General features: G+C 65.0%; 17 protein-coding genes. 10 read left to right on the plus strand and 7 right to left on the minus strand.

All coding sequences use genetic code 11. The annotated features are described in order from the left end of the window. Window position 1 precedes the first annotated feature (1 nt). The 7 genes from AC0WRY_RS11955 to AC0WRY_RS11985 all read left to right on the plus strand — a co-directional run bounded on the left by AC0WRY_RS11955 (window position 2) and on the right by AC0WRY_RS11985 (window position 9,296). Window positions 2–1,180: an MFS transporter gene (locus AC0WRY_RS11955; RefSeq protein WP_194408237.1), complete on the plus strand. Its 1,179-nt coding sequence runs from the start codon at window positions 2–4 to the stop codon at window positions 1,178–1,180. Window positions 1,181–1,346: 166 nt separating this feature from the next. Next, complete coding sequence (locus tag AC0WRY_RS11960) at window positions 1,347–1,625, plus strand: hypothetical protein (RefSeq protein ID WP_491123147.1); 279 nt, start codon at window positions 1,347–1,349, stop codon at window positions 1,623–1,625. Window positions 1,626–1,831: 206 nt separating this feature from the next. Further along, a complete protein-coding gene (locus AC0WRY_RS11965) occupies window positions 1,832–2,341 on the plus strand; it encodes a DUF2867 domain-containing protein (RefSeq protein WP_491123148.1) in 510 nt (169 codons plus the stop codon). 446 nt (window positions 2,342–2,787) lie between these two features. Continuing rightward, entirely contained in the window at window positions 2,788–3,993 is a 1,206-nt protein-coding gene (locus tag AC0WRY_RS11970; protein WP_491123149.1) for a cytochrome P450, read from the plus strand. Window positions 3,994–4,040: 47 nt separating this feature from the next. Then, window positions 4,041–5,492, plus strand: coding sequence for a serine hydrolase (locus AC0WRY_RS11975; RefSeq protein WP_491123150.1), 1,452 nt, complete (start codon window positions 4,041–4,043; stop codon window positions 5,490–5,492). Window positions 5,493–5,598: 106 nt separating this feature from the next. Further along, window positions 5,599–8,811, plus strand: coding sequence for an adenylate/guanylate cyclase domain-containing protein (locus tag AC0WRY_RS11980; RefSeq protein WP_491123151.1), 3,213 nt, complete (start codon window positions 5,599–5,601; stop codon window positions 8,809–8,811). Between the two features lie 44 nt (window positions 8,812–8,855). Beyond that, entirely contained in the window at window positions 8,856–9,296 is a 441-nt protein-coding gene (locus AC0WRY_RS11985; RefSeq protein WP_194407177.1) for a hypothetical protein, read from the plus strand. 30 nt (window positions 9,297–9,326) lie between these two features. On the opposite strand, the gene AC0WRY_RS11990 is transcribed toward AC0WRY_RS11985, so the two are convergent. The 4 genes from AC0WRY_RS11990 to AC0WRY_RS12005 form a co-directional block, all read right to left on the minus strand. Beyond that, window positions 9,327–10,514 (minus strand): sulfotransferase family protein, encoded by a 1,188-nt coding sequence (locus AC0WRY_RS11990; protein WP_491123152.1) that lies wholly within the window; start codon window positions 10,512–10,514, stop codon window positions 9,327–9,329. Window positions 10,515–10,688: 174 nt separating this feature from the next. Continuing rightward, window positions 10,689–11,273: a DUF1254 domain-containing protein gene (locus tag AC0WRY_RS11995; RefSeq protein WP_194407179.1), complete on the minus strand. Its 585-nt coding sequence runs from the start codon at window positions 11,271–11,273 to the stop codon at window positions 10,689–10,691. Beyond that, on the minus strand, window positions 11,270–11,848 hold the full coding sequence (locus AC0WRY_RS12000) for a DUF1214 domain-containing protein (RefSeq protein WP_194407180.1): 579 nt from the start codon (window positions 11,846–11,848) through the stop codon (window positions 11,270–11,272). Before AC0WRY_RS12000 ends, AC0WRY_RS11995 begins: the two co-directional genes overlap by 4 nt. A gap of 9 nt (window positions 11,849–11,857) precedes the next feature. Further along, window positions 11,858–14,146, minus strand: coding sequence for a transglycosylase domain-containing protein (locus AC0WRY_RS12005; protein ID WP_194407181.1), 2,289 nt, complete (start codon window positions 14,144–14,146; stop codon window positions 11,858–11,860). 293 nt (window positions 14,147–14,439) lie between these two features. On the opposite strand from AC0WRY_RS12005, the gene AC0WRY_RS12010 reads away from it, so the two are divergent. Then, the gene (locus tag AC0WRY_RS12010; protein ID WP_194407182.1) at window positions 14,440–14,955 is read left to right on the plus strand and encodes a YcgN family cysteine cluster protein; all 516 of its coding nucleotides are present in this window, start codon (window positions 14,440–14,442) and stop codon (window positions 14,953–14,955) included. Between the two features lie 157 nt (window positions 14,956–15,112). Continuing rightward, the gene (locus AC0WRY_RS12015) at window positions 15,113–16,696 is read left to right on the plus strand and encodes an MDR family MFS transporter (RefSeq protein ID WP_194407183.1); all 1,584 of its coding nucleotides are present in this window, start codon (window positions 15,113–15,115) and stop codon (window positions 16,694–16,696) included. 3 nt (window positions 16,697–16,699) lie between these two features. Here AC0WRY_RS12015 and AC0WRY_RS12020 read toward each other — a convergent pair whose 3' ends face one another. After that, the gene (locus AC0WRY_RS12020; RefSeq protein WP_194407184.1) at window positions 16,700–18,658 is read right to left on the minus strand and encodes a GAF domain-containing sensor histidine kinase; all 1,959 of its coding nucleotides are present in this window, start codon (window positions 18,656–18,658) and stop codon (window positions 16,700–16,702) included. Between the two features lie 86 nt (window positions 18,659–18,744). Then, entirely contained in the window at window positions 18,745–20,370 is a 1,626-nt protein-coding gene (locus AC0WRY_RS12025; protein WP_491123153.1) for a thiamine pyrophosphate-requiring protein, read from the minus strand. A gap of 215 nt (window positions 20,371–20,585) precedes the next feature. On the opposite strand from AC0WRY_RS12025, the gene AC0WRY_RS12030 reads away from it, so the two are divergent. Next, window positions 20,586–21,224, plus strand: coding sequence for a VOC family protein (locus AC0WRY_RS12030; RefSeq protein ID WP_194407186.1), 639 nt, complete (start codon window positions 20,586–20,588; stop codon window positions 21,222–21,224). A 57-nt stretch (window positions 21,225–21,281) separates the two neighbouring features. On the opposite strand, the gene AC0WRY_RS12035 is transcribed toward AC0WRY_RS12030, so the two are convergent. Beyond that, window positions 21,282–24,035 carry a beta strand repeat-containing protein gene (locus AC0WRY_RS12035; RefSeq protein WP_194407187.1) on the minus strand — a complete coding sequence of 918 codons (2,754 nt, stop codon included), beginning with the start codon at window positions 24,033–24,035 and terminating at the stop codon, window positions 21,282–21,284. Window positions 24,036–24,750 lie beyond the last annotated feature (715 nt).

Consider the following 24,750-nt stretch of genomic DNA (forward strand, 5'->3'; position numbering starts at 1 on the left):
GATGTGTCTCGGCCAGCTCGGCAATCTGCTGCCGCATGTGACGCTGTCCGCGAACCTGGCGCAGCATCTGATGCCGGCGTGGGGGCTGTCTGCTGCCGAAGGCGGGCTGATGGCGAGCGGCTACGCGTTCGGATACATGCTGGCTGTTCCGGTCCTGACGACGCTGACCGATCGCATCGATGCGCGGATCGTGCTGCTGTGCGGCTCCATCGTCAGCGGCCTCGCGACCCTGGCGTTCGGCGTCTTCGCCGACGGGTTCTGGTCGGGCACCATCATCTGGTCGCTCGCGGGGTTGGGCTTTGCCGGCGCCTACATGCCGGGGCTGAAGGCGCTGACCGACCGATTGCCTGCCGGCGACACGTCGCGGGCGGTGACGCTGTACACGTCGAGTTTCTCGGTGGGCGTCGGCCTGTCGTTCCTGGTTGCGCAAGTCCTCGCCGATCGCTGGGGCTGGCGGACCGCGTTCTACGTTACCGGCGTCGGCCCGATCGCGATGGTGGCCGCGTGCCTGCTGATCGAGCAACGGCGGCCGGCGCCGAAGGCCGGACGGCTGCTGAATTTCGCACCCGTCTTCACCAATCGCGAGGCGCTCGGCTACATCCTCGGTTACGGGGCCCACTGCTTCGAGCTCTACGGCATCCGCACCTGGCTGGTCGGGTTCTGGACCTTCGTCGTTGCGCATCAAGGCGGGCCGTCCTGGATGACGCCCGTGCTGATGAGCTTCTGCTTCGCGGTGATCTCGATGCCCGCCAGCATCCTCGGCAACGAGGCCGCCCTGAAATTCGGACGCCACCGCGCGATCACGGTCGTGATGATCGCGTCGGCCTGCGTTGCGCTGGTGATCGGACTCAACGCCACGGCTCCGGCATGGGTGCTCGCGCTGCTGCTGATGCTCTACGGCCTGACGGTGCCGGCGGATTCAGGCGCGCTCACCGCGGGCATGTCGGCTGCGGCTGTCTCCGAGCATCGCGGCGCGACACTGGCCCTGCACTCGACGGTCGGCTTTGGCTTGTCGGCGCTCGGCGCCTGGGGCACCGGCGTGGCGCTCGACATCGCCGGCGGACCGCAGAGCGCAAGCGGCTGGCTGCTGGTGTTCATCGTGCTCGCGGCCGGAATCGCACTGGGGCCGCTGGCGCTATTGTGGGCGCGGCGGGATCATGCGGGCAAGCGTTCATCGTGAGCCCGGCCGCTGCGGGGATCGCTAGTCATCACGCACTGGGTAGAGCTCGCGCGGATTGTCGGATGCGTTTGAACTATCGGCCTCGTACCGACGACCAAGATCCGTGCGTGAATGGGCTGAACTGCGCGGTTTGAGAACGCCGTCGAACAGCCGATTGGGTAAAATCATGTTCGACACCCTGGTGAATTCCCTGGTCGTTCTCTCCGTCGGCTTTCCCGCCGTGCCATGGCTTTTTGGTGCGCGATGGGGAAGGAGGGGCGTTTGGTTCAGTACAGGAATTTCCGTTGTCACCCTGCTAGGTGTTTTTCCCATCGTGTTTGAGTTGGGGTGCGGCGCCTGTGGCCAGGGCGCAATTGCCATCTTCCTGCTGGTGCCGATCTGGATTGCGTCGGCAATGTTCACGGTCGCTTCCGCGGCGGTCGCCCACTTCAAATTCGCGCACTGATTTCCGCAGCCGCTTGGGTTAACGAGGCGCCGACCTCCGGCTTGCGGATCACCGGGCCTCGGCATGGTCAGACTTGATCGACGGTGCGCGCAGCTGACATGCGGCTACGAGCTTGTTGCGATGCACAGCGCATCGGTATAGAAAAGATGATGGCGGTAAGATCGTGCGTAACGTCAACTGCGCAACGCCCACGGGTACCTGATCTCATGACCAAAGCGCGCGCCGTGCCCATGCCCAGCAACAGCGCGCTCACGCCGCTTTACGGGGGCGCGGACCTTCTGGACGCGTTTGCAATTCACCTGCCGGCGGGCGCCAGCGACGATGTCGAGGTGCTGGCACGCGCCGCGCTCGAGCGACAGGCGTGGTGGATTCGTGCACTCACGCGCCTCCGCGATGTGGTGATGTCGACGGTCGGCGTCAAATCCTCGCGCGCCGTCGGTCTCGCCGGCGCGGCGCATGGGCCGGTGATCGGCTTCTTCCCGGTGCTGTCAAAGAGCGCGACGGAATTGATCCTGGGCGCGGACGACCGGCATCTCGACTTCCGCCTCACGATCCAGCTTCGTGCCGACGCAGCAAATCGGCGCGAGCTGGTCGCGGGCACAGTGGTGCATTGCCATAACCGGCTCGGGCGCATCTATCTGGCGACGATAGCACCGTTTCATCGCGTGATCGTGCCGGCCAGTCTGGAGCAGGCGGCAAAAGCCGTGAAGATCTAGGCCGGCCACGCTGTAGGGGCAATCGCATCTGGGCAAGACGTGACGAGGCGCGCGTGCTCACGATGACAAGGCAACGCATAGGTGCCTGAGGCGATGGGGTTTTCGTCGCGTTGGATTACAGTGCAAAGCGCTGAAATCAAATCAAAACAGCCAGCCGAGACCCCCTGAACGACGGGGATCCGGAAAATACATTGTTCTCACCAATTTTTGGTTGCAATCTACCTTCGGATCAAGCCTCGCAGGCTCGCGCCCTGCCAGTCTGATCATTGATTGCGATGGTGCTCGCCTCTTCGCTCTGATGTGGGGTCGGGCCAATTTCGAGCGCTAGCATTGGTGCAGTTCAGCCCGCCAGTTTAGTTTTGGCCATGTGTCATGCCTCCGCTATACCCGCCGAGTTAAGTGCGCTCTTGGTGTCTCCCAGGGCCTACGCCACCCAGAATGCATTGATGGCTGGCTTTCGCTGGTTGCGATCGAATAAGCCGCTTGGCTGGCTCGAGATGGACGGCTTCGACCCGTTTTGGGCGGTCACTCGATATGCCGATATCGTCGAGGTCAGCCGCCGCCACGATCTCTTCCGCAATGGCGATCGGGCCAGCACACTCGTGCCCAAGGCCGCCGACCGGCTGGCGCGCAGCCTGACCGGCGGCAGTCCGCATCTCATGCGGACACTTTTGCAAATGGACGCCCCGGACCATTCACAATATCGCCAAGTCACGCAACGATGGTTCGCGCGGCAAAGCGTTGCGATGCTTGAAGATCGCGTTCGAGCGATCGCGCGTGACCTCGTCGACGACACGATCAAGCGGGGCGAGACCTGCGAATTCGTGCACGACGTTGCCCAGCTCTACCCGTTGCGAGTCACGATGACGATGCTCGGGCTACCGGCGGAGGACGAGGCGCATCTGCTCGCTCTCATCCAGGGACTATTCCGTAGTCAGGACGACCCACCGGCGCGCGCGCGCTGGGCCAGCCGTGATCCGGCACGGCACGCCAGGCGTTTGAGAGACGCGGTTGCCGACTTCGACAGCTATTTTGCGCCGCTGATCGAACAGGCACGTCGATCCCCGCGCGATGGCCTCATCAGCGTGATCGCAAACGCCACGGTAGACGGCGAGCCGATCGATCGGTTTGAAGCCGTCAGCTATCTGATGGTGCTCCTGACGGCCGGTCATCACCCCGTTGGCTCCGCCATATCGGGCGCAATCTGGGCAATGTGCGAAAATCCCGGCGAATTCCGCAAAGTCAAATCCGACCTCCGTCTCGTGCCTGATCTGGTCGAGGAAGCGGTGCGCTGGACCGCGCCAGTGCAGCATGTCATGCGGACCGCGAGGGAGAATGTCGTGTTGGACGGGCGCCAAATCGCCGCCGGCGACTGGTTGATGTTGTGCTATCTCTCGGGAAACCGGGACGAGCTGGCCTTCGACTCGCCGGACCATTTCCGTATCGGCCATGACCGCGGCCGCAACGTTGCCTTTGGTCATGGTGCGCATATTTGCCTTGGTCAACATCTGGCAAGGCTGGAAATGCAGGTCTTTTTCGAGGAATTGCTGCGCCGGCTGACGTTCATCGAGCTTTCGGGTACGCCGCGCCGGCTGGCGTCGATTTTTATAGGCGGCCCTCGGACTCTGCCTGTCAGGTTTTCCGTTCTGTGATCTTGGAAGAGTGTTCTTTTACGTGGGCGGCATTTGAGGACAAACCAATGAGTACTCCGGATTTCGCACGCATCGTCGAGGACGCAATCGAGGCTGCCGATCCGCCGGTCGCAAATACAGGCGTTGGCGTCGCGATCCTGCAGAACGGCCGGATGGTCTATGCCGGTGGCTTCGGCTTCCGCAACCGCGCGACCGGGACGCTGGTCAATGAGCACACGCTCTTTCCAATCGGCTCGGCCACCAAGGCGTTCACCAGCACGTTGCTCTCGATCTTCGCGGAGGACAAGGTGTTATCGCTTGACCGGCCGATCTGCCAGTTTGTTCCATCCTTCAAGATGTCGGACCCGCTCGCGTCGGGCGAGGCAACGTTGATCGACCTCCTCTGTCATCGCACCGGGCTCGCCCCGCATGATTGCCTCTGGTACCTCGGTCCTTTCGCGCGGGCGGAGTTGTTCTACCGCCTGCGCGATCTGCCGTTAGCGGTGCCGTTCCGGGCGAAGTTCATCTACAACAACTTGCTGTACATGGTTGCCGGCCATCTCCTCGAGATACTGACCGGCGAGAGCTACGAGGATATCATACGGAGCCGCATCCTCGGTCCTCTCGGAATGACTGAGACGACGCTGTCGTTTGCGGACTATCTGCAAAATTCGAATCGCGTGCTCGGCTATATCGGCGAGGCACCCCTGGCCCTGAAGGACTTCACCAACATTGGTCCCGCGGGCGAGATCAACTCATCGGCACTCGACATGGCGAAGTGGGTCGAGCTGTTGCTGAGAAGGGGGATGACAGGGAACGGCAAGGTCGTGATCGGCGAGGGAGCGCTGGGACTCACCTATCACCCGTTCAGCGATGCCGGCGACGGGACCATGTATGGACTGGGGTGGAACGTCGGGAAGCTGACCATCAAGACACCCAACGGTCCTCGGCAGAAGAGATTGGTGTTCCATACCGGCGATCCCCAGGGCGGTTCGGCATACGTGTCGTTCATGCCGGACGACGGGATGGGGGTGGTCGTCCTCACCAACCAGCACTGCACCAACCAAATGCTGCGCAACAAATGGCCCGATAAGATCGCGACCGCCGTTTACGATCATTTGCTAACCAACTCGCTTTCCAATACCGTCGAGCTTCCCAGCTGCGCTCCGATGGGAGCCCTGAGCTTGTCCGCCGAGCCGCCGTCGCCGGTGGCCAAGGGCGTGGCCATGGCCCTGGCGCCGCCCGCAATCGCGAAATTCACGGGAATGTTCAGCAATCCCGGATATGGCGATCTCGTGGTGAGCCTGAATGGCACCATTCTGTCGATCAGCTATTACGGGTCGAGCTGGCAGCTGGATCAGTTTGGCGACACGACCTTCCTGTTCACAGTGGGGGCGTTCGGGACCTTTTTCCCCGTGCTGGTCGAATATTATAGGGATAACGACGGTGCCATCGCGGGACTTTCCGCCCAGCTTGTCCAGCGACCGCTCCTGATGATGATCCCGTTCGCAAAGCGTTAGGACCTCGGCAGGTTGGGGGTCGAATGCGCGGCGGGACCATGACTATGGCAACAACGCATTTCCCGCGTTATCCTGATCCGTGGCGATCGGATGCAAGGTCCTGCGTATGCTTTGCCGATACTGCAATAGCGACAACAGCGCGACGAATGCATTCTGCGAGACCTGCGGAAAGCCGATGCGCACGGTCTGCATCGCGTGCGGCCACGTCAACGGCCCGATCAGCCGCTTCTGCGGCAAATGCAGCGCGCCGCTCACCATTTCCTCGAGCCGGTCGGCGGAAGAATGGTTGCGCGCGCTGAGCGCGACCGGCGGCGAACGCAAACAGCTCAGCGTCCTCTTCGCCGATATCAGCAACTCGACGTGGCTGATCCAAAACGCCGATCCCGAGGACGCAATGCGTCGGATCCAGCCGGCGATCAACGCCATGCGGCGGGGGGTTGAGCGCTACGACGGCATCGTCAACAAGGTGCAGGGCGATGGCGTGATGGCGTTGTTCGGCGCACCGGTGCCCCGTGAGGACCACGCGGTGCGCGCTTGCGGCGCGGCCCTGGCGCTTCAGGCTGCCCTGGCGGAACTCGGTGATCGCGATCTGAGGATCCGGGTCGGCGTCCACAGCGGCGAGGTGATCCTGCAGGCGGTCGTCAACAGCCTCTATCACACATACGATGTGTCCGGGTCCACCGCGCATGTGGCGGCGCGCATGGAGCAGATGGCCGAGCCGGGCGAAATCCTGATCACCGGCGCCACGGCCGCAGCGGCCCGCAACTACGTCGAAGCGACGCCGCTTGGACTGCGTGTGGTTCGCGGAGTGACCGAACCAATGGAGGTTTTCAGGCTGGAGCGCCTGCATCATGCGCCGGCTAGCGTCATATTTCGCAGTCAGACTGCGCTAACCCCGCTGATCGGTCGCTCCGCTCAGATCGACCTGCTTGAGGCAGAACTCGCCAGCGCAGCCGCCGGCGAGCCGCGGGCTGTCGGCGTCGTCGGAGAAGCCGGCTCGGGGAAGAGCCGGCTTTGCTTCGAATTCGCCGAGCGCTGTCGCGATCGAGGCTATCGGGTTTTCGAAGCTCGTGTGACAGCGCACGGCCACGCGACGCCCTATCAGCCCGTCGTCGAACTGGCTCGCGACTTTCTTGGCATCAAGCCCGGCATGCTGGCCTCCGAGGCGCAGGAGCGGGTGGAAAGCGTCATGTCGGCATACGGGGTGGACGACGAGACGCTGGCACTGTTGCTCGGCTTTCTGGGCCTCGTCGACCCGGATCAGCCGACGGCCCAGACCGATCCCGCGATGCGCAAGAAGCGGCTCGTCGAACTGGTGCGTCTGTTCGTGCGATCGGGACCGCAGCTGCAGCCCGCGCTCATTCTCCTCGAGGACTTGCACTGGATCGACGCCGCGAGCGAGGAATTCATCGACGTGATCGCCGATGCCATCACCGGCACCAAGACCATGCTGCTGCTGAACTTCCGGCATGGCTACAGCGCGCCTTGGATGCAGCGAAGCCATTACCGGCAAATCAACCTCTCCTCGCTGGCCGATACCGAGTCCGAAGGACTATTGCGCCTGCTTCTCGGCTCCGATTCCTCGCTGGCGCTGGTTTCGCGCAATATCGCCCATCGCGCACAGGGCAACCCGTTCTTTCTCGAGGAACTGGTGCGTTGCCTTGTCGACCGCGGCGATTTGGAGGGGGAACGCGGCAATTACCGGCTTGCGGGAGGCATCGAGGCGATTCCCTTGCCGCCCACGATCCGAGCCCTGCTCGCTGCCCGGATCGATCACCTCGACGAACCAGCGCGCCGCGTGTTGCAGTATGCCGCGGTGATCGGCCGCGAAGCGCCGCGCGATATTCTCGAAGCGCTGACGGGGCTGTCGTCTCCGGAGCTCGACGACGCGCTCGACCGGCTGCGCCGCTCGGAGCTGCTGCGCGAACTGGCGCTCGATCCCGGCGTCCATGCCTTCTCGCATCCACTCGTTCAGGAGACCTGCTATGGCGTTCTCCTGCGCGAGCGCCGTCGCGGCATCCATGGCGACGTCGCGCGCATCATGAAGCAGCACTTCACGGACCGGAAGGAGGAGCGGGCCAGCCTGCTGGCCTATCATCTCGAAGAAGCCGGCCAGCCGATGGAAGCGGCGCAGGCCCATATCCGGGCCGCACTATGGATCGGTACGCACGATTCAAGCCAGGCCTTGCGAAGCTGGCGGAAGGTCCATCAATTGCTGGAAGGCCAGCCGTTATCCGAGTCTATCGGTTATCTGCGGCTGACCTGCTGCATCCAGGTCCTGACCTTCGGCTGGCGCGAAGGTATTTCGGCCGAGGAGGCGCGGCGTTGGTTCGAGGAAGCACGGCAACTGGCGCTCGTCTCGGGCAATGCGCGGGCCCATGCCTGGATTCATGCCGCATATGGCCGGAACCTCGCGGTGAGCGGATCGGCGGACGACTACGTCGCGCGGACGCGCGAGGCGCTCGCGCTGACGAGTGGGCAGGACCGTAGCGGCGAGGCGATGCTGACCGCCGTGCTGTCACAAGCAACGCGGTTGTCGGGACGGCTCGACGAGGCGCTGCAGGCTATCATCGACGCGACCGGACGCGCTGACGCCATCAGCGAATTCGACCGTCAGCTCTTCAACTTCGACGTCGCGCGCTGGCTGACCGTAATGCGCGGGCAGGTCCTGGTCCAGCTCGGGCGCTTCGACGAGGCAAGGCCCTGGCTCGACCGTATGCTGCAGATCGAAGCCGATTCCAACGACATCACGCTCCATCTCGTCAACGTTGCCTTTGTCGACATGGCTTGGGCGCTTGAGGATAAGGCGCTCGCCGATCTTCACGCCGCGCGTGCCATGGCGATGGCCACCGAAACCGGCAGCCCCTATATCCTCGTGAATGCGCTCGCCTGTCTCGGCCTGGCGCATCTGGTCGGCGGCCGGTTTGCCCAGGCGGTGGAAAGCCTCGACAAGGCGCTGTCGGTTGCGCGAGTGCGCAAGGCCGGGCTTGAATCGGAGGCGCGGATTCTGGCCGATCTTGCCAATGCACACCGGCTGAACAATGAGCTGGAGGCGGCTCAACTCGCGGCAGCAGAGGCAATCGAGGTGGCGACGGCACGGACGGCGCGCGTTGCCGAATGTCTCGCCCGTCTCGTCCGGACGGATGTACAGCGACAGGCGGGCCGGGTCGAGCTTGCGCTCTCGGATTTAGCGCGCGCCCGAAGCCTGATGCAGGAAACCGGCGCGAAGCTATACGCGCCTTTGATGGATGAGGTTGCGGCAAGGTTCGATGAAGGTCCGACGTCTGCACGCGATGCGGTAAACGGTCAGGGCAGATAATCGCCGTTGCGCCGGCTATGGAGCGGTGTCAATCTTAAGCTGCATTGAGTTTTCTTCAGCCATTTGATCGGAGATTGCGGATGCCTCATCTTCAAACAGCGCTCGGTAAGCTCAACATCGCCTTCTCGAAGGAAAGGATTGCCAAGTTGGTGCCGCACAGGGACGCCTTCAAGGAAGGCCAGCCTCTTGGGCAGAGCGGCGTCGTCATCGACGACAAGATGGCGATCAAGGGCGAATGGAGGAAGTTCCTGGGGCAGATACCGATCGCGCAGCAGGAAGCGATCCGCGCCGTCATTTTCGCCGCGCTTGGGACTGACCCGGCGACGCCCATCACATTTGCCTGGGCACCTGGGTACGATTTCGAGGTCTTGATTTGGCAGGCACCGGACACCCGGACTTCGCGCGGCGGTATCACCATCCTGATCAAGAGTCGCTATCCCTCCGACAGCCATCCGTTGGCGAACGAGCCGCCGTACGGCAGCTGAATCTGCGGGGCTCAAGGCGGTTCGGGTTCGTCACGACGGTGTGCCACCGACGGACCCGCTGCCGTGCGTCCCCAGCCAGCGGAGATAGTTCCCGCAGCGATCGATCACCTCGCTTGGGGAAAGGTCGAACTGCTCGAGCGCATAAGTGTGCCGCGCTTTTGCGGCCTGCTCGCTCTCGAGATGGCGCGCCATCGCGCCTTCAAAACTCGCGCCGCCGTAGGGATAGCCGAAGCGCCGGTAAACGCTGCGTACCGTCGCCACTGGATCTGCGACGAGATCCTCAAATCGGATGTCGGTGATCTGGCCCGCCTTGTCCGCCGGCGCCGCCATGGACCGGTCCATGTTATCCACGAACATGTCCAGAAGAGTGGAGCCGATTTCGGCATAGTCCACTCTTTGCGCGAACAACCGCCGGTAACCTGACACGAGGCTGCACAGGGATGGCACCGCCTCGGAGGGATGGCGGTGCAGCCGCACCACGTTGGCGTCGGGAAAGACGTCGAACAACACTGGCAAGAAATGCAGGTGGGTCGTAGGGGATTTGCTCACCCAGACATCGCCGCGGACATATAGCTGCAAATGCTGTACCTGCAGCCGATAATGCGAGTAGAGCTGGTGGAGGTCTCCCTTGCTCAGCTGCTTTAACCATTCCCAGTATTCAGGTGCCTGATAGAACATTGGCGTCAGCGTGTTATGCCGCATCATCCAGTGACACTCGTCCGGCGCAAGGGCTGCCATCGGATGTATCTTCAGGATCGACGGATCGGCGGCAGTAAACGCCTTCAGCCGTCGCCGCGCGAACGCGATGCGCGGATCGGACGCGGCCGTCTCGGGACGCGGAGGCGGCGACGGGCTCCATAATTCCCACAGCCGAGGCGCGCGCATGTGAGGATCGAGCGCGATCAGATTATGGAGGAGAGTGCTTCCGGTGCGGCCGTATCCGGTGATCAAGAGCGGGCGCCTGACCGGAATGTCGGCGATCTCGGGATGATCAGCGATATCCCGGGATACGCTGAGGTCGGCCAGGATGCGGACGAATAATTCGCGCTGGAGGAGACGCAACTCCCCTTCGGTGTACCGACCGGGTCTCGCCAGCGCCGAGGCGAGGCAGCGCAATCCATCGAGATGGACATCGTCTGGTGGTTTGCTCCAACCGCCGAGCTTTCGCGCGGCGGCGCGCCAGAGGTCGTCGATATCGATGGTGCGAGCCGGCGACATTGGCTGCAAGGCTATGCGCGCCGACAAAGGCTTTCAAGATCCGAACAGGCCGGCATCAGGTCAGCGGCCGCTTGAGTGGTCCGTGGCTTAAACCCAACGATTTCAATGCCCCTGCTACTGTGCATGGGGTTGTTTTTCAGATTTTGGTCTTGAGGGCCGCCGAACAGCCGCGCGTCACCGCCGGCCGCGCGGCGCTTCGGCCTTGGCGGGCGGCTCGGTCTGTGGCGCGCAGGTCGCGGCTTGCAGCGTGGCCTGCGCCTGCTGCATCAGGCCGGGCTCGGGGGCGAGCGCCTTCATCACGATCAGGCCGGTGGTGCTGGGGGAATCGATGATGAGGCGGTCGGCCGCGGTGACCTCTTCGTCCTCGGGCAGATCGTTGTGCTGCGCTTCCGTCATCAAATCGAGCTCGATCACCTTGCGGCCCGCCGAGCGGTCGTTGATGGCGTAATAGGCGATCTCGTTGCGGGTGTAGAACGACACCGAGGTGTAGGCCTGGCTGACGGGCACGGTGAGCTTGATCGGTCCACCCGAAAGGTCGTAGCGGCAGATCGCCAGCGCAAAGGCCGGGTCCATGAACGGCATCGGCGACGTCGAGGGATCGGCGAGGGGAAGCTGGCTGACGGCGTTCAGCTTCGTCATCGGCGTTAGCCTGGAATAGGCGTCCTGCGTCGCGATCCGCGGCAGCGCCAGCACGCTGACGAGATGGACGACGAGGCCCAGCACGATGCCGGCAACGATGGTGAACAGCAGGCGGATCATGAGCAGCCCACCGTCGAGATGGAGGGCATCGGCGCATCGCGTTGGGTACGCGTCGCAACGCCGACCGGGGTGTCGTAGAGGCGCAGCATCAGGGCGTAGCGCTCGATGCCGCCGGTCGGCAGCCAGTTGCCGGCGCGCGAGCGCGAGGCGATGCGGATCTCGAACGAGCCGTCGGACTGCCGCACGATCTCCTGGCTGGTGAAGCCGTAACGCTGGAGCGAATTCGCGACGAGATGGCCTTTGCGGTCGTAGAGCGTCAACGTCCAGAACCGCGCGGGCGGCGTCACGCCGGAGACGATCACGTCGCAGCGGCCGTCGAGCGCCTTCTTCTTGTCGTCGGTGGTGGCGGTGAAGGCGACGCCGTCGCCGGTGCCGATCGGCAGCTCGCCGTTGCGCACGATGGTGGCGCGCGAATAGGGATCGACGTCGGCGGTGCCGGTGCGCGGGCGCGCGGTCCAGGCGCCGATGGTCAGCGCACCGATCTCGGTGCCGCGCGTCGTCGTCATCCAGGTCGCGCCGACGCCGACCACCGTCGCGAGCAGAAGGGCCGTCAATGTGATCAGGATCAGCCGCACGGGTTTCGATCAGTTCTTGCGCGGGGCGGTGGCGTTGGCATTCTCTTCCGCATAGTTCTGCGGGAAGGCGAGCGCGCTCGTCGCCGAGGCCGGCTTGGCCGCCTTGGCGTCGGCATCCGCCGATTTCCTGGCCGTCTTGGCCGCGTCATCCAGCAGCTTCTCGACGCGCACCAGGATGTCGGCGCCGCGCTTGGTCAGCACCGGCGGCGGACCGGGCTTGGTCTCCAGGATCTTCGGCGCTGCGTTGGCCTGCGCGTTGCTCACGTGCTGCGGCGGCAGCTTCTGGCCCATGCCGATGCCTGGGATCTCCCGCACCTCGACGCCCTGATGCGCCGCGAGCATGATGTCGTGCCAGGTCTGCGCCGGCAACGAGCCGCCGGTCATGCGGTTGGTCGGCGAGTAATCGTCGTTGCCGTACCACACCGCGCAGGTGAAATTGCCGGTGTAGCCGACGAACCAGGCGTCGCGATACGCGTTGGTGGTGCCGGTCTTGCCCGCGGTCGGAATGCCGTCGAGCGCGGCACGGCGCGCCGTGCCTTCGCTGACGACGTGGCTCATCATGCCGGCCATGTCGGCGGCAACGGAGGCCGGGATCGCCTGCCGCGGCTTCGGGCCGTCGCGGTCCCAGCGCCAGACGAGGTCGCCGGCGCCGGTGCGCACTTCGAGCACCGAATGCGGCGTCACCGCCTTGCCGCGGTTGGGGAAGGTCGCGTAGGCGACGGCGTGCTCGAGCACGGTGACTTCGTCCGAGCCGATCGGCAGCGACGGCGTGTCGGGCAGCGGCGCCTTGAGGCCGAAGCGGCGCGCGACCTCGACGATCTTGGCGCGGCCGACCTTGGCCGGGTTCTGCGCTTTGGGCTCGTTCCTCCGGCCGATCTCGATCGAGAGCTTCACCGGCACCACGTTGATCGAGCGCGTGATCGCCTGAGTCAGCGTCACCGAGCCGGAATAGGAATGACCATAATTCTGCGGGCACCAATTGCCGATGCAAACCGGGCCGTCGACCACGACCGAGTTCGGCGTGTAACCGTTCAGCAGGGCGGTGGTGTAGACATAGGGCTTGAACGAGGAGCCGGGCTGGCGATAGGCGTCGGTGGCGCGGTTGAACTGGCTGGCGCCGTAGTCGCGGCCGCCGACCATGGCGCGGATGCCGCCGTCGAGATCGGACACCACGGTCGCGGCCTGCGTCGCGTGATAGTCGCGGCCGAACTGGCGCAGCTGGTTCTCGACCGCGTCCTCCGCGGCCTTCTGCACGTTGGTGTCGATGGCGAGCCGGACCACGAAGACGCGCTCGGTGTACGACTTCGGGAAGGTGTCGACCAGCTTGCGCATCTCGTCGAAGGCGTAGTCGAGATAGTAGTTCGGCGAGGCCTCGTCGCGGCGGTCGACCGCGAAGGCCGGATTGCGGCGGGCGCCGAACACCTGGCCCTCGGTCATGAAGCCGGCATCGACGAGGTTGTCGAGCACGACGTTGGCGCGGGCGCGGGCGGCGGGCAGGTTGATGTGGGGGGCGTATTTGGTCGGCGCCTTGAACAGGCCGGCGAGCATCGCGGCTTCCGCCAAGGTCACGTCGCGCGCGGATTTGTTGAAGTAGAAATGCGCCGCGCCGTCGACGCCGAAGGTGCCGCCGCCCATATAGGCGCGATCCAGATACAGCTTGAGGATCTCGTTCTTGGTCAGGCGCCATTCCAGCCAGACCGCGAGGAAGGCCTCGTTGACCTTGCGCTCGATGGTGCGCTCGTTGCTCAGGAACAGGTTCTTGGCGAGTTGCTGGGTGATCGAGGAGCCGCCCTGGCGGACGCCGCCCGCTTGCGCGTTGGTCACGAGCGCGCGCGCGGTGCCGGCGATGTCGATGCCGAAATGCTCGTAGAAGCGGCGGTCTTCGGTCGCCAGCGTCGCCTTGATCAGCACGTCAGGAAAATCTTCCAGCGGGATCGAGTCGTTGTGCTTGATGCCGCGGCTGCCGATCGGGTTGCCGTAGCGGTCGAGGAAGGTCACCGCGAGATCGGACTTCTTCAGCCAGTCCTCGTCCGCGGTCTCGCGGAAGGCGGGAATGGCGAGCGTGAGCATCACGACCAGGCCGCCGAGGCCCAGCGTTGCGGCTTCCGACAGTGGCTCGATGAACACCCAGCGCTTCCAGCGCCCGACATAGAAGCGGTCCATGAAGGTCGAATAGCGCTCGTAGAGCTCGCGGATGCCCTTGGCCGAGGAGAACAGCGAGGAGTCGATGCGCGCATCGAGATCCAGGAAGAAATTCCGGATCTTCTGCTTCCAATGCGGTGGTATGATCTGGCGCACCTAGAACCCTTGAGGCTCGCTTCGAAAGCGTCCAAGCACCCGGCCGGGGCGGCGTCGAGACGTCTTGGGGGAATGTTGCGGCAAACCCAAGGCGCCCGGCCAGCATCCGAGGGACTTGCTGTTCCTTCTAGCCGAGCGGGGGCCATAAACCAATGGTCAGGCTCGCGATTTTGAACAACAGGCCTAATTGACCCCGGGTCATTACGGGCCTCAAAGGCGCGTTGCTTGCACCATGGCGGCCGCACGCCCTAGATGGCATGGCTCGTTGCTCTTTCGAACCTTTGTTGAGGCGCATGACCGCAGCTCCCAAACGACCTTCAGGCCAGGAAGGATTCTTCTGGAAAACCAAGACGTTGGAAGAGATGTCGGCGGGCGAATGGGAAAGCCTGTGCGACGGCTGCGGCCGCTGCTGCCTGAACAAGCTCGAGGACGAAGACACCGGCGAGATCTATTTCACCCATATCGGCTGCAAGCTGCTCGATGGTGCGAGCTGCGCCTGCAAGGACTATCCGAATCGGTCCGACAAGGTTCCGGATTGCGTCCGCCTGACGCCGGCCAATGTCCGCACCCTGAACTGGCTGCCGCCGAGCTGCGGCTACAAGCTCGTCGCCGAGGGCCGTGACCTCTATTGGTGGCATCCGCTGGTCTCCGGTGATCCCAACACGGTGCACGAAGCCGGCGTCTCCGTGCGCGGCCGGGTCGAGGGCAGCGAGGAGGAGATCCCGGACGAGGAGCTCGAAGACCACATCGTGCAATGGCCCGCGCTTCTGCCGAAACGGGCGCGCTTGAAGCGACGTCCGAAGGACTGAGCCGCCGCACGGGCTCCGATCACTTGTTCGGGATGACCCGGGGGCGGGATGCTCCCATGCGCCGGGGTGCCTGCCCGGGACAAACTTTGCTGTCTAGATTGGGCTGCATAGAACGAATCCTTTGCGGCGTTGCGCCGCCCCATGACGTCCGAGCGAGATGAACAAGTTCGACCGGCAGAGCAGTTCTGCCGACATCCAGACTTTGCCCGACGACATCGCCGAGGAGCTGTCCCGGCTTCCGAGCGAGGTCATCAGTGTCGATGACGCGCCGTCCATCACGCCGCCGGCGCCGCTGTCGCAGGACGAGGTCCGCACCATCGTCATCAGCCTGATGCTGACGATGTTCCTGGCGGCGCTCGACCAGACCATCGTGGCGACGGCGTTGCCGACCATCGGGCGCCAGTTCCAGGACGTCTCCAATCTCTCCTGGGTCATCACCGCCTATCTGCTCGCCTCGACCGCGGTCGCGCCGGTGTTCGGCACGCTCAGCGACATCTACGGCCGCCGCGTCATGATCATCATCTCGCTCAGCCTGTTCGTGGCGGGCTCGGTGCTGTGCGCGGTGGCACCGAACATGCCGATGCTGATCCTGGCGCGCGGCCTTCAGGGGCTTGGCGGCGGCGGCATCATGCCTGTCGTGCAGACCGTGATCTCCGACGTCGTCTCGCCGCGCGAGCGCGGCCAGTACCAGGCCTATTTCTCCAGCGTCTGGATGGTCGGCGGCATTTTGGGTCCGGTCATCGGCGGCGTGTTCGCCGAGCATCTGCATTGGTCGATGATCTTCTGGATCAATCTGCCGCTCACCGCCGCGGCGCTTGGGCTGCTGCTGCCGAACATGAAGAAGATCCCGGTGTTCCACCGCAAGCGCAAGGTCGACTGGCTCGGCGGCGTGCTGCTGATGGCGTCTGCGGTCGTCTTCATGCTGGTGCTGACCTGGGGCGGCTCGCGCTATCCCTGGCTGTCGCCGACCGTACTGGCGATGGTGGGCGGCGCCGTCGCGCTCGCGGTGACCTTCGTCTGGCACGCCCGGCGGGCCGACGAGCCGTTCCTGCCGCTGAAGCTGCTGACCGGATCGGTGGCGCCGTTCGCGCTGACGGCCGGCGGCTGCGGGCTCGGCGCGATCACCGGCCTCACGGTGCAGCTGCCGCTTTATTACGAGTCGGTCTACCATCTCACCGCCAGCGAGGCGGGTCTCGCGCTGATTCCGCTGGCGGCGGTCTCGACCTGCGGCGCGGCGATCGCCGGCCGCACCATGGCCCGTGCAAAACACTACAAGCGCGTCGCCATCATCGGCACCTCCTGGGCCGCGCTGTGCGGCCTCGGCCTCACGCTCACCACCTTGCCGCTGTGGAGCCTGCTCACGCTGATGGCGGCGTTCGCGCTTGGGCTCGGCACCACGTTCCCGGTCTGCGTGGTCTCGCTGCAGAACTCGGTCGCGCGCCCGCAGGTCGGCACCATCACCGGCGCGATGAACTTCTTCCGCTCGCTGATGTCCTCGTTCACGGTTGCCGCCTTCGCCGCGATCCTGCTGATCGCGCTCGGCATCGACGTTCCGCTCGCCGGCGAGCATCACGCCGCGGGCAGCGTCGCCATTCCCACCGAGGACATGCGGCACGCCTTCCGCTACGTGTTCGGCGCCGCCACCGCGCTGATGACCATTGCCGCGCTGTGCCTGATCGCGATGGAAGAGCGGCCGCTGGCCGGTCCTTCGGCGAAGCAACCCGTCGAGATGGCGGAGTAGGGCTCAGTCCGCGCGAACCGGGAAGCTGCTCTTGCGTGGCAGCAGGATCGTGAATTCGGTAAACTTGCCCGGCTCCGTCGCGACCTCGATCGTGCCGCCATGTTGCTTCACCACGATGTCGTGGCTCATCGACAGTCCGAGGCCAGTGCCTTCGCCGGCCGGCTTGGTGGTGAAGAACGGATTGAACATCTTCTCCTTCACCTCATCCGGGATGCCCGTGCCGTTGTCGCGGATGCGGATCTCGATGCTGTCGCCGCGGTCGCGGGTCGCGGCGGTCACGACCGGCTCGTAAGCGCCCGCTGCGGTCTCCGCCTTGCGCTTGGCGACCGCATGGAATCCGTTTCCAATCAGGTTCAGCAGCACCCGCGTGATCTCCTGCGGGAATACGTCGGCCGAGCCGGCGGCCGGATCGAGGTCGCGTTCGAGCGTCACGTCGAACTGCGGCTTCTCGGCCCGCGCGCCGTGATAGGCGAGGTTGAGGCTCTCCTCGACCACCGCGTTGATGTCGCTCAGCCGGTGCTCGCCGCCGCCCTCGCGCGAATGCAGCAGCATGTTCTTGACGATGGAATCGGCGCGCCGTCCGTGCTGCACGACCTTGCCGAGATTGTCCTTCAGCAGCCCCGTGAGCTCGTCCACCTCGGCGCGAACGTCGTCGGCGAGGTCGACAGGTGCGAGCACCTCGTTCAGCTCGTCGGTCAATTCGGCGGAGAGCGAGGCGAAATTGTTGACGAAGTTGAGCGGGTTCTTGATCTCGTGCGCGATGCCGGCGGTGAGCTGGCCGAGCGAAGCGAGCTTCTCGGTCTGGACCAGCCGGTCCTGCGCCGCGCGCAAATCGTCGAGCGACCTGGCAAGCTCCCGCGTGCGGCTCGCGACTTCATTGAACAGGCTGACATTCTTGATCGCGATCACCGCTTGGTCGGCGAAGGTCTGCAGCAGGTGCACGTGATGCTCGGCGAACGGGCCCGCTGCGCGTCGCGTCGCGATGATGATGCCGATCGCTCCGCCCTCGCTCATCAAGGGCGCGAACAGCATGCTGCGATAGCCGCGGGCGCGCGCGATGTCGCGCGCCGCCGGCTCAAGCTCGGTGTCGGGCAATTGCGCGGCGGTCCCCTTGGCCACGAGCTGATAGGGCGGGAATCGCGCGAACGGCACAGGGAACGAGGCCTGCAGCACGCGATCGCCGGCCGGATCGGTCGGCGTGAACGCCGCAATGTGCGCGGCGCCGTCGACGTAGCGCAGCACCGCCGTCGAGAAGCCGCCGATCAACCGGTTGGCGTTGGCGGCGATGGCCTCGAACACCGGCTGCACGTCGGACGGCGAGGCCGCCATCACCTTCAGGATGTCGGCGGTGGCGGTCTGGCGCTCCAGCGCCTCCTGTGTCGCGTTGAACAGGCGTGCATTCTCGATCGCGATCACGGCCTGGTCGGCGAAGGTCTGCAAGAGCTGCACGAGGTCGGGAGCGAACGCGCCCGGCTCGGCGCGCGTGACGCTGATCATGCCGACCGGCGTGCCGCGGTTCATCAACGGCATGAACAGTACGCTGCGGAAGCCGCGCAGCCGCGCCAGCTCGCGATTCAGCTCGGGGACGTCAGCGGCCTCGCTGTCGGGAAACTGGATCGTCTCGCCGCCGCGCACCAGCGCAAAGGTCGGAAACTCCGCGATCTTGCGCGGGAACGAGGCCTTCAGCCCTTCGTCCGCCTCCGGGCTGGTCGGCGTGTAGGCCACGAGATGCAGCTCGTCGCCGATGAACTGGAGCACGGTGGCGGAGAAGCCGTCGAGCAGGCGCTTGGAGCTCGACGCAATCGCGGCGAACACCGGGCGGGCATCGGAGGGCGAGGCCGCGATGTTGCGCAGGATCTCGGCGCTGGCGTTCTGGCGGTCGCGCGCAATGGCAAGCTCGCTGCGCAACCGCGCATTCTCGGCCGCAAGCTCCACGGCGACATCATGGGAAGAATTGGTCATTCGCAATCCGCCTTGGTGCCGCGGCAGGCGCGGCACCGGGCCGGATTATCACATCCCCTGCGGCCGGAGCCAGCGCCCGGCTTGCCTCACGTGCCCGGCCGCGACACCTCCGTCTCCTTGCTGGTGATGAATTCCAGCAGCACCGGGATGCCCTCCTGCGTCTTCTGGATGCCGCGCTTGATTGCGGGGATGATGTCCTCCGGCCGCGTCACCCGCTCACCATAGCCGCCGAAAGCGCGCGCCATGGCGGCATAGTCGCCGGAAATGTCGGTCGAGCGATATTTCTCGGTCGAGATCGGCATCACCTTCAACTCGATCGCCATCGAGAAATTGTTGAGCAGGATCGACATGATCGGGATGCGCTCGCGCACTGCGGTCTCGAAATCCATGCCGGTGAAGCCGATCGCCGCATCGCCCCAGACATTGACGCAGAGCTTGTCGGGCCTTGCCAGCTTGGCGCCCATCGCAAGGCCCAGGCCATAGCCGAGCTGCGTCGTCTTGCCCCAGCCGAGATAGGTGAGGGGTTTTGTCGATTTCCAGAACGGCGAGAGCTGGTCGCGCGGGCTGCCGGCATCGTGCGTGATGATGGTGTTGTCGATGTCGACCGTGTGCTGCAAATCCCACAGTACGCGATAGGGGCTGAGCGGCGCATCGTTGCTGGTGAGCTTCGGCATCCATTTCGCCAGCCACTCCTTGTGCGAGGCCGCGATCTCGGCCGCGACGGATGAGGCATCTCGGTCCGCGGTGACGGTCTTGCCGATCTCCTCCAGCAGCGCATCGAGCACCAGGCCGGCGTCGCCGACGAGGCCGATTTTTGCCTCCACATCCTTGTTGAGATGATTGGGATCGAGCGTGGAATGGATGATGGTCTTGCCCTTCGGCATCGCGATGCCGAAATTGGTTTCCGTGAACGAGCAGCCGATGCCGAAGATGACGTCGGCTTCGCCGAGGAATTTCGGCACCGCGCGCGGCACCGCAAGGCCGCCGGAGCCGAGCGAGAGCGGATGCGTTTCGGGGAATGACGATTTGCCGCCTAAGCTGGTGGTGACGGGGATCGCCAGCCGCTCCGCGAGCCGCTTCAACTGCGGCCAGGCCTGCGCGTAATGCACGCCCTGGCCGGCATAGATCACCGCGCGTTTGGCGTTGACGAGCAGTTGCGCGGCTTCCTTCACATGAACGGGATCGGCGCCGTAGCGCGTGCGCGTGTAGTCGAGCGGCTCCGGCACCTCCTCGTTCCACATGTCGGAGGGGATCTCGACGATGACAGGGCCGCCGCGGCCGTTCTTCAGTTTGGTGAAGGCGCGGCGGAAGATGTTGGCGACCTCCGCCGCGAGGATGATCGGCTCCGACGATTTCGCGAACGGCTTCATCGCTTCGCTGGAATTGAAGTTCGGCTCGATATGCGAAAGCCGGCGCTGATAGCCCATCGGCAGCACCAGCACGGGCACGGATTCGCCGAAGCATTGCGCGACGCCGCCCATCGCATTCTCCGCGCCGGGCCCATGCTGCATGCAGAACGCGCCGATGCTGCGTCCCGAGGTCACCCGCGAGATCGCATCCGCCATGTGGATGCCGACGCGCTCCTGCCGCACCATCACCGGGCGGATCTCTGCTTTCGCGGCGTGCTCGATCAGATGGTTGACGGGATAGCCGCAGAGGATCTCGATCCCCTCGCGCCGCATGATTTCCGCAATAGCGGTGCCGAGCTTCATGGCGTCTCTCCCCTTGAGGCTTTGGCCGGTTGATCCGGCCGGTTGGGCAGAGAGGATCAGGAATCGACTGCAGGGTAAAGCGAAGCGCGGCGCGGATGCGGTAGGTCAGCCATGCAGGAGGGGCGTCACCAGGCCAAAGTGGAGCCGAGTGACGACGTTGCAAGCCGGAGATGACGATTGCATGATGAGGCAACCTCGCCGCGGAATCCCGGAAGATGTTGCAGCTCGATCATATCACGGTCATCGCTCCGAGCCTGGCCGAAGGCGTCCTCCATGTTCGAAACTGCCTCGATCTCGATGTCCCATTCGGGCAGCGCCATGCCTATATGGGCACCCACAATCACCTGCTTCAGCTCGGTGACTCCGTCTACCTGGAAATCGTGGCGCTCGATCCCGAGGCCGTTGCGCCGGGCCGCCCGCGCTGGTTCGGCCTGGACGACCAGGACCAGGTCAGGTCCGATTGGGATGAGGGCCGCCGCCTGCGCGGCTGGGTCGCGCGAACCGATGTGATCGACGCGGTCCTCGCGGGCCGAGAAGATATCTTCGGCGCCAAGGTTCCGCTTCCCGCAAATGATCCGTCGTTCGACTTCGCCATTCCGAACGACGGCTCACTCCCGCTCGACGGCGCCGCTCCCTCGATCATCGACAGGCGTGGCAAGCCCCGCTCGATGGCTGCGATCGCGGATCTCGGCGCGCGGCTAACATCCTTCACGCTCGAGCATCCGGAACCCGCCGCGCTGCAGACGCTGTATCGGTCGTTGACGATCGACCGGCCGCCGGACATCGTCAGAGGACCCAAGCTGCGCTACCGCGCCCGGATCGAGACATCAGGCGGACCCCGAGAGCTGACCTGAGGGCCGCCGGCATCCGGCGGCGCTCTGTCCATTCTCCAGCGGCGCGGCCTTCGAAGTTCAGACCAGCGTGTCCACATGCAAGCCCGCGTGGGCGAGCAAGGACTGGATCACGACGTTGTCGCCGGGACCGCCGTCCAGCACGTCGATGCCGCCGCCGCCGATCAGCACGTCGTCACCGAGCCCGCCGAGCAGCGTGTCGTTGCCGGCGCTGCCGATGAGCACGTCGTTGCCGGCGCCGCCGTCGAACACAAGGTGCGGCCCGCCCGGGCCGACGCCAGACGCCGTGATCACGTCGTCGCCGCCGAGACCGTTGATGGTGATGGTGTCGTTGAAGTCGAAATTCTCGATCACGACCTGGCTGGCCAGACCGTCGATCACCAGCGCGCCGTTGCTGTTGAGCGACAGCGTGATGACGTCGTCCCCGCCGGTGCCGTTGATCACGATGTTGTCGACCGCGCCGTCGCCCCCGGGGGTGCCGGGAACGGCGCCGAGGTCGATCTTCACCTGCGTCACGTCGGTGCCGGTCATGTCGCCGACAGTGATCTTGTCGGCGCCGCCGCGGACGTTGAACGCGATCGTCTCGACGCCGCCCGTGTCCATCGTGATATTTGCGACGTCCCGCGTCAGCTCGGCGCGGGAGCCGTTCGCGAAGATGTTGATGGTTTCGGCGATGTTGGCGCCGTTGAACAGCAGGGAGTCACTGCCCGCCTGGCCCTCGACCGTGTCGTTGTCGTCGCCGGGATTCCAGACGAAGGTGTCGTTGCCGGCGCCCATCAGCGCGACGTCATTGCCGTCGCCGCCGTTGATGATGTCGTCGCCCTGACTGCCGCGGATGGTGTCGTTGCCGATGCCGCCGTTGATCGTCAGTTGCAGCGCGCCGGCAGCGAGCCCGCTCGCGTCGATGACGTCGTCGCCGCTGAGGCCATTGAGGGTCAGCTGATCGGTTCCGTCCATTCCGGTCACGTGCGTCGCCGCATGCAGGCCGAACACCGTCACGCCACCGGCGTTGCCGCGCACGCCGAACGTGTCGGCAGCCTGGCTGGCATCGACCGAGACGGTATCGACGGCTCCGTCGGGCGTACCGGTCGAGCCGCCGAGGTCGATGTTCACCTGCGTCAGTTCGGTCCCGCTCAGATCGCCCACCGCGATATGGTCGGCGCCGCCCAGCGTATGGAGATCGGCATGCTCGACCCCGTGCAGATCCATCGTAATGTTGGCGACGTCGCGTGTCAGCAGGGCGCGGTCGCCGTTCGCCACGATGGACATGGTCTCGGCAATGTTGGCGCCAAAGAACCGCAGCGTGTCGACGCCGGCACCGCCCTCGACGGTGTCGCTGCCGTCGCCCGGATTCCACTGAAAGATATCGTTGCCGGCGCCAAGCAGGGCGACGTCGTTGCCCTGGTTGCCGTCGATGAAATCATTGCCGTCGCCGCCGATCAGCGTGTCGCTGCCGGCGCTGCCGAGGATCGTATCGTTGCCGGCGCCGCCGTCGATCGTCAGGTGCACGATTCCGGCGGCCAGCGCGGCGGCCGAGATCGTGTCGTTGCCGCCGAGGCCCTCGATGAGAAGCGCATCGTTCGCGCCTTCCGCATTGGTGATGGCGAGTGCGGCCGGCAGTCCCGTGACCGCAACCGAGGTGCCCGTGCCGGACACTTCGATCGCATTGGCGCCGTTCGTGCCGACGAGCGTCACGGCGTCGGCCGCGCCGTCACCAGTGCCGTTCGACCCGAGATCGATATTGACCTGCTTGACGTCGGTTCCAGCCAGGTTGTTGACGACGATATCGTCGCTGCCGCCGCGGGCGTTGATGGTGACGGTCTCTATGCTGTCGAGGTCCATCGCGATGTTGGCGACGTCGCGCGTAAGCAGCGTGCGTCCGCCATTGGCGGCGGACAGGGCGATGTGCTCGGCGATGTTCGAGCCGTTGAACAGCAGGGTGTCGGTGCCGGCCTGTCCGTCGACCTTGTCGCTGCCGTCGCCGGGATCCCACTGGAAGGTGTCGTTGCCCGCGCCCAGGAGGGCGGTGTCGTTGCCCTGGTTGCCGTCGATGAAATCGTTGCCGTCGCCGCCGAGCAGCAGATCCGCGCCGTTGCCGCCGAGGATCGTGTCGTTGCCGGCCCCGCCGTCGAGCGTCAGCGCGATGAGCGCGGCGAGATTGCCTGAGGCCGAGATCATGTCGTCGCCGCCGCCGGCATGGACCACGAGGTTCTCGGTGGTGCCGATGTCGAGCGAGAAGGGGGCCGGGTCGACCCGGTCGAAGCGCACGCGCGTGCCGTTCGCCGTGATGGCAAAGGTTTCGCTGCCGTTGCCGCCGTTCACCTCGGCGGTATCGATGCCTTCGCCGCCCTCCATCAGGTCGCTGTCGTCGCCGGGATTCCAGATCATGCGGTCGTTACCGGCTTCACCAAACATCTGGTCGTTGCCGTCGCCGCCGACCAGCACATCGTTGCCGGAACCGCCGAACAGCAGGTCGTTGCCGCCCTTGCCGAACAGCGTGTCGTTGCCGGACTGGCCGAACAGCATGTCGCCGCCGGATCCTCCGGTCAGCACATCGTTGCCGGCGCCGCCGAACAGGTTCGCCGCGGGCATCGCGCCGTTGCTCTCGTCGATCGTGATGATGTCGTTGCCGTCCTGGCCGAAGGCCTGGATCAATTTCGTGTTGGCGACCGTCGCGGGGCCGCCCTTGATCGCGACTGCGCCGTGGTTGACGACGATCGTCCCGGCTGCGTTGCGGCCCAACGTGACCGAATTGTTGTGGCCGTTGCCAAGGACGGTAAGAATTCCGGCGGAAAAATTTGCTGTGACAGCCATGTGCACTTCTCGCTCTGCGTGATCGAAATAGGCCGTGCGGCGGTATCGTGACGCTTTTCGCGATGCCGAGGCGAACGGCAAACAATCTCGTCTGTAGGCCGGGATGCCGGTTCCGGCTTGGCTGAAGTCTTCCGATGGGCTCCTGTTTTCCTTGAGAACAGCTTGATTTTTCGGGAAGGGCGCGGTGGAGCGGCAGTTCACGCAGCCGTGTTCGCAGCAACCCAGCCGATGCCGCCCACCATCCGTTGTGTCGCCCGACGGGCAAAACACGCCAGCGCTGGGTCCATATGCCCTGGCAAAAATATTCGTATTTACAGAAGTTCGGTTTTGCCGTACAACGCGCGCCATCCCGCCCGCCACAAGGGGCGTTTCGCGATCGTCACGAGACGCGGGCCGGGATGCGGTGGCCGCGACGGCGTCGGCGCGCGATGGTGGCTAGCAGGGCGGGAAACCGTGAGCAGCGCCAGGCGCGATACGACACGGCGCTGACAGCGTCTTCGAATGGTCTTTGCGGTGAGCGCACGCCAGCCGCGGAGAGCCCAGCGAGGACGTGCGCGGACGGAGAAGTCGTGTGGTCCCGACGCCCGCGGCTCTGGCGTCAAGTCTTAGCGGAGATGCAGCGGCCAACCGGTGCGCGCATCACACATCCGCAAGGCGACGGGGGCAATAGTGCAACGCTCCCCGAGGAGAGCACGAAGGACACCGTGAAAACCAT

Source organism: Bradyrhizobium sp. T-12, from assembly GCF_058314695.1.

Coding starts and splice junctions, on each gene's coding strand:
- AC0WRY_RS11955 (WP_194408237.1), top strand. CDS start 2: ATGTGTCTCGGCCAGCTCGGCAATCTGCTGCCGCATGTGACGCTGTCC.
- AC0WRY_RS11960 (WP_491123147.1), top strand. CDS start 1,347: ATGTTCGACACCCTGGTGAATTCCCTGGTCGTTCTCTCCGTCGGCTTT.
- AC0WRY_RS11965 (WP_491123148.1), top strand. CDS start 1,832: ATGACCAAAGCGCGCGCCGTGCCCATGCCCAGCAACAGCGCGCTCACG.
- AC0WRY_RS11970 (WP_491123149.1), top strand. CDS start 2,788: ATGGCTGGCTTTCGCTGGTTGCGATCGAATAAGCCGCTTGGCTGGCTC.
- AC0WRY_RS11975 (WP_491123150.1), top strand. CDS start 4,041: ATGAGTACTCCGGATTTCGCACGCATCGTCGAGGACGCAATCGAGGCT.
- AC0WRY_RS11980 (WP_491123151.1), top strand. CDS start 5,599: ATGCTTTGCCGATACTGCAATAGCGACAACAGCGCGACGAATGCATTC.
- AC0WRY_RS11990 (WP_491123152.1), bottom strand. CDS start 10,514: ATGTCGCCGGCTCGCACCATCGATATCGACGACCTCTGGCGCGCCGCC.
- AC0WRY_RS11995 (WP_194407179.1), bottom strand. CDS start 11,273: ATGATCCGCCTGCTGTTCACCATCGTTGCCGGCATCGTGCTGGGCCTC.
- AC0WRY_RS12010 (WP_194407182.1), top strand. CDS start 14,440: ATGACCGCAGCTCCCAAACGACCTTCAGGCCAGGAAGGATTCTTCTGG.
- AC0WRY_RS12015 (WP_194407183.1), top strand. CDS start 15,113: ATGAACAAGTTCGACCGGCAGAGCAGTTCTGCCGACATCCAGACTTTG.
- AC0WRY_RS12020 (WP_194407184.1), bottom strand. CDS start 18,658: ATGACCAATTCTTCCCATGATGTCGCCGTGGAGCTTGCGGCCGAGAAT.
- AC0WRY_RS12025 (WP_491123153.1), bottom strand. CDS start 20,370: ATGAAGCTCGGCACCGCTATTGCGGAAATCATGCGGCGCGAGGGGATC.
- AC0WRY_RS12030 (WP_194407186.1), top strand. CDS start 20,586: ATGTTGCAGCTCGATCATATCACGGTCATCGCTCCGAGCCTGGCCGAA.
- AC0WRY_RS12035 (WP_194407187.1), bottom strand. CDS start 24,035: ATGGCTGTCACAGCAAATTTTTCCGCCGGAATTCTTACCGTCCTTGGC.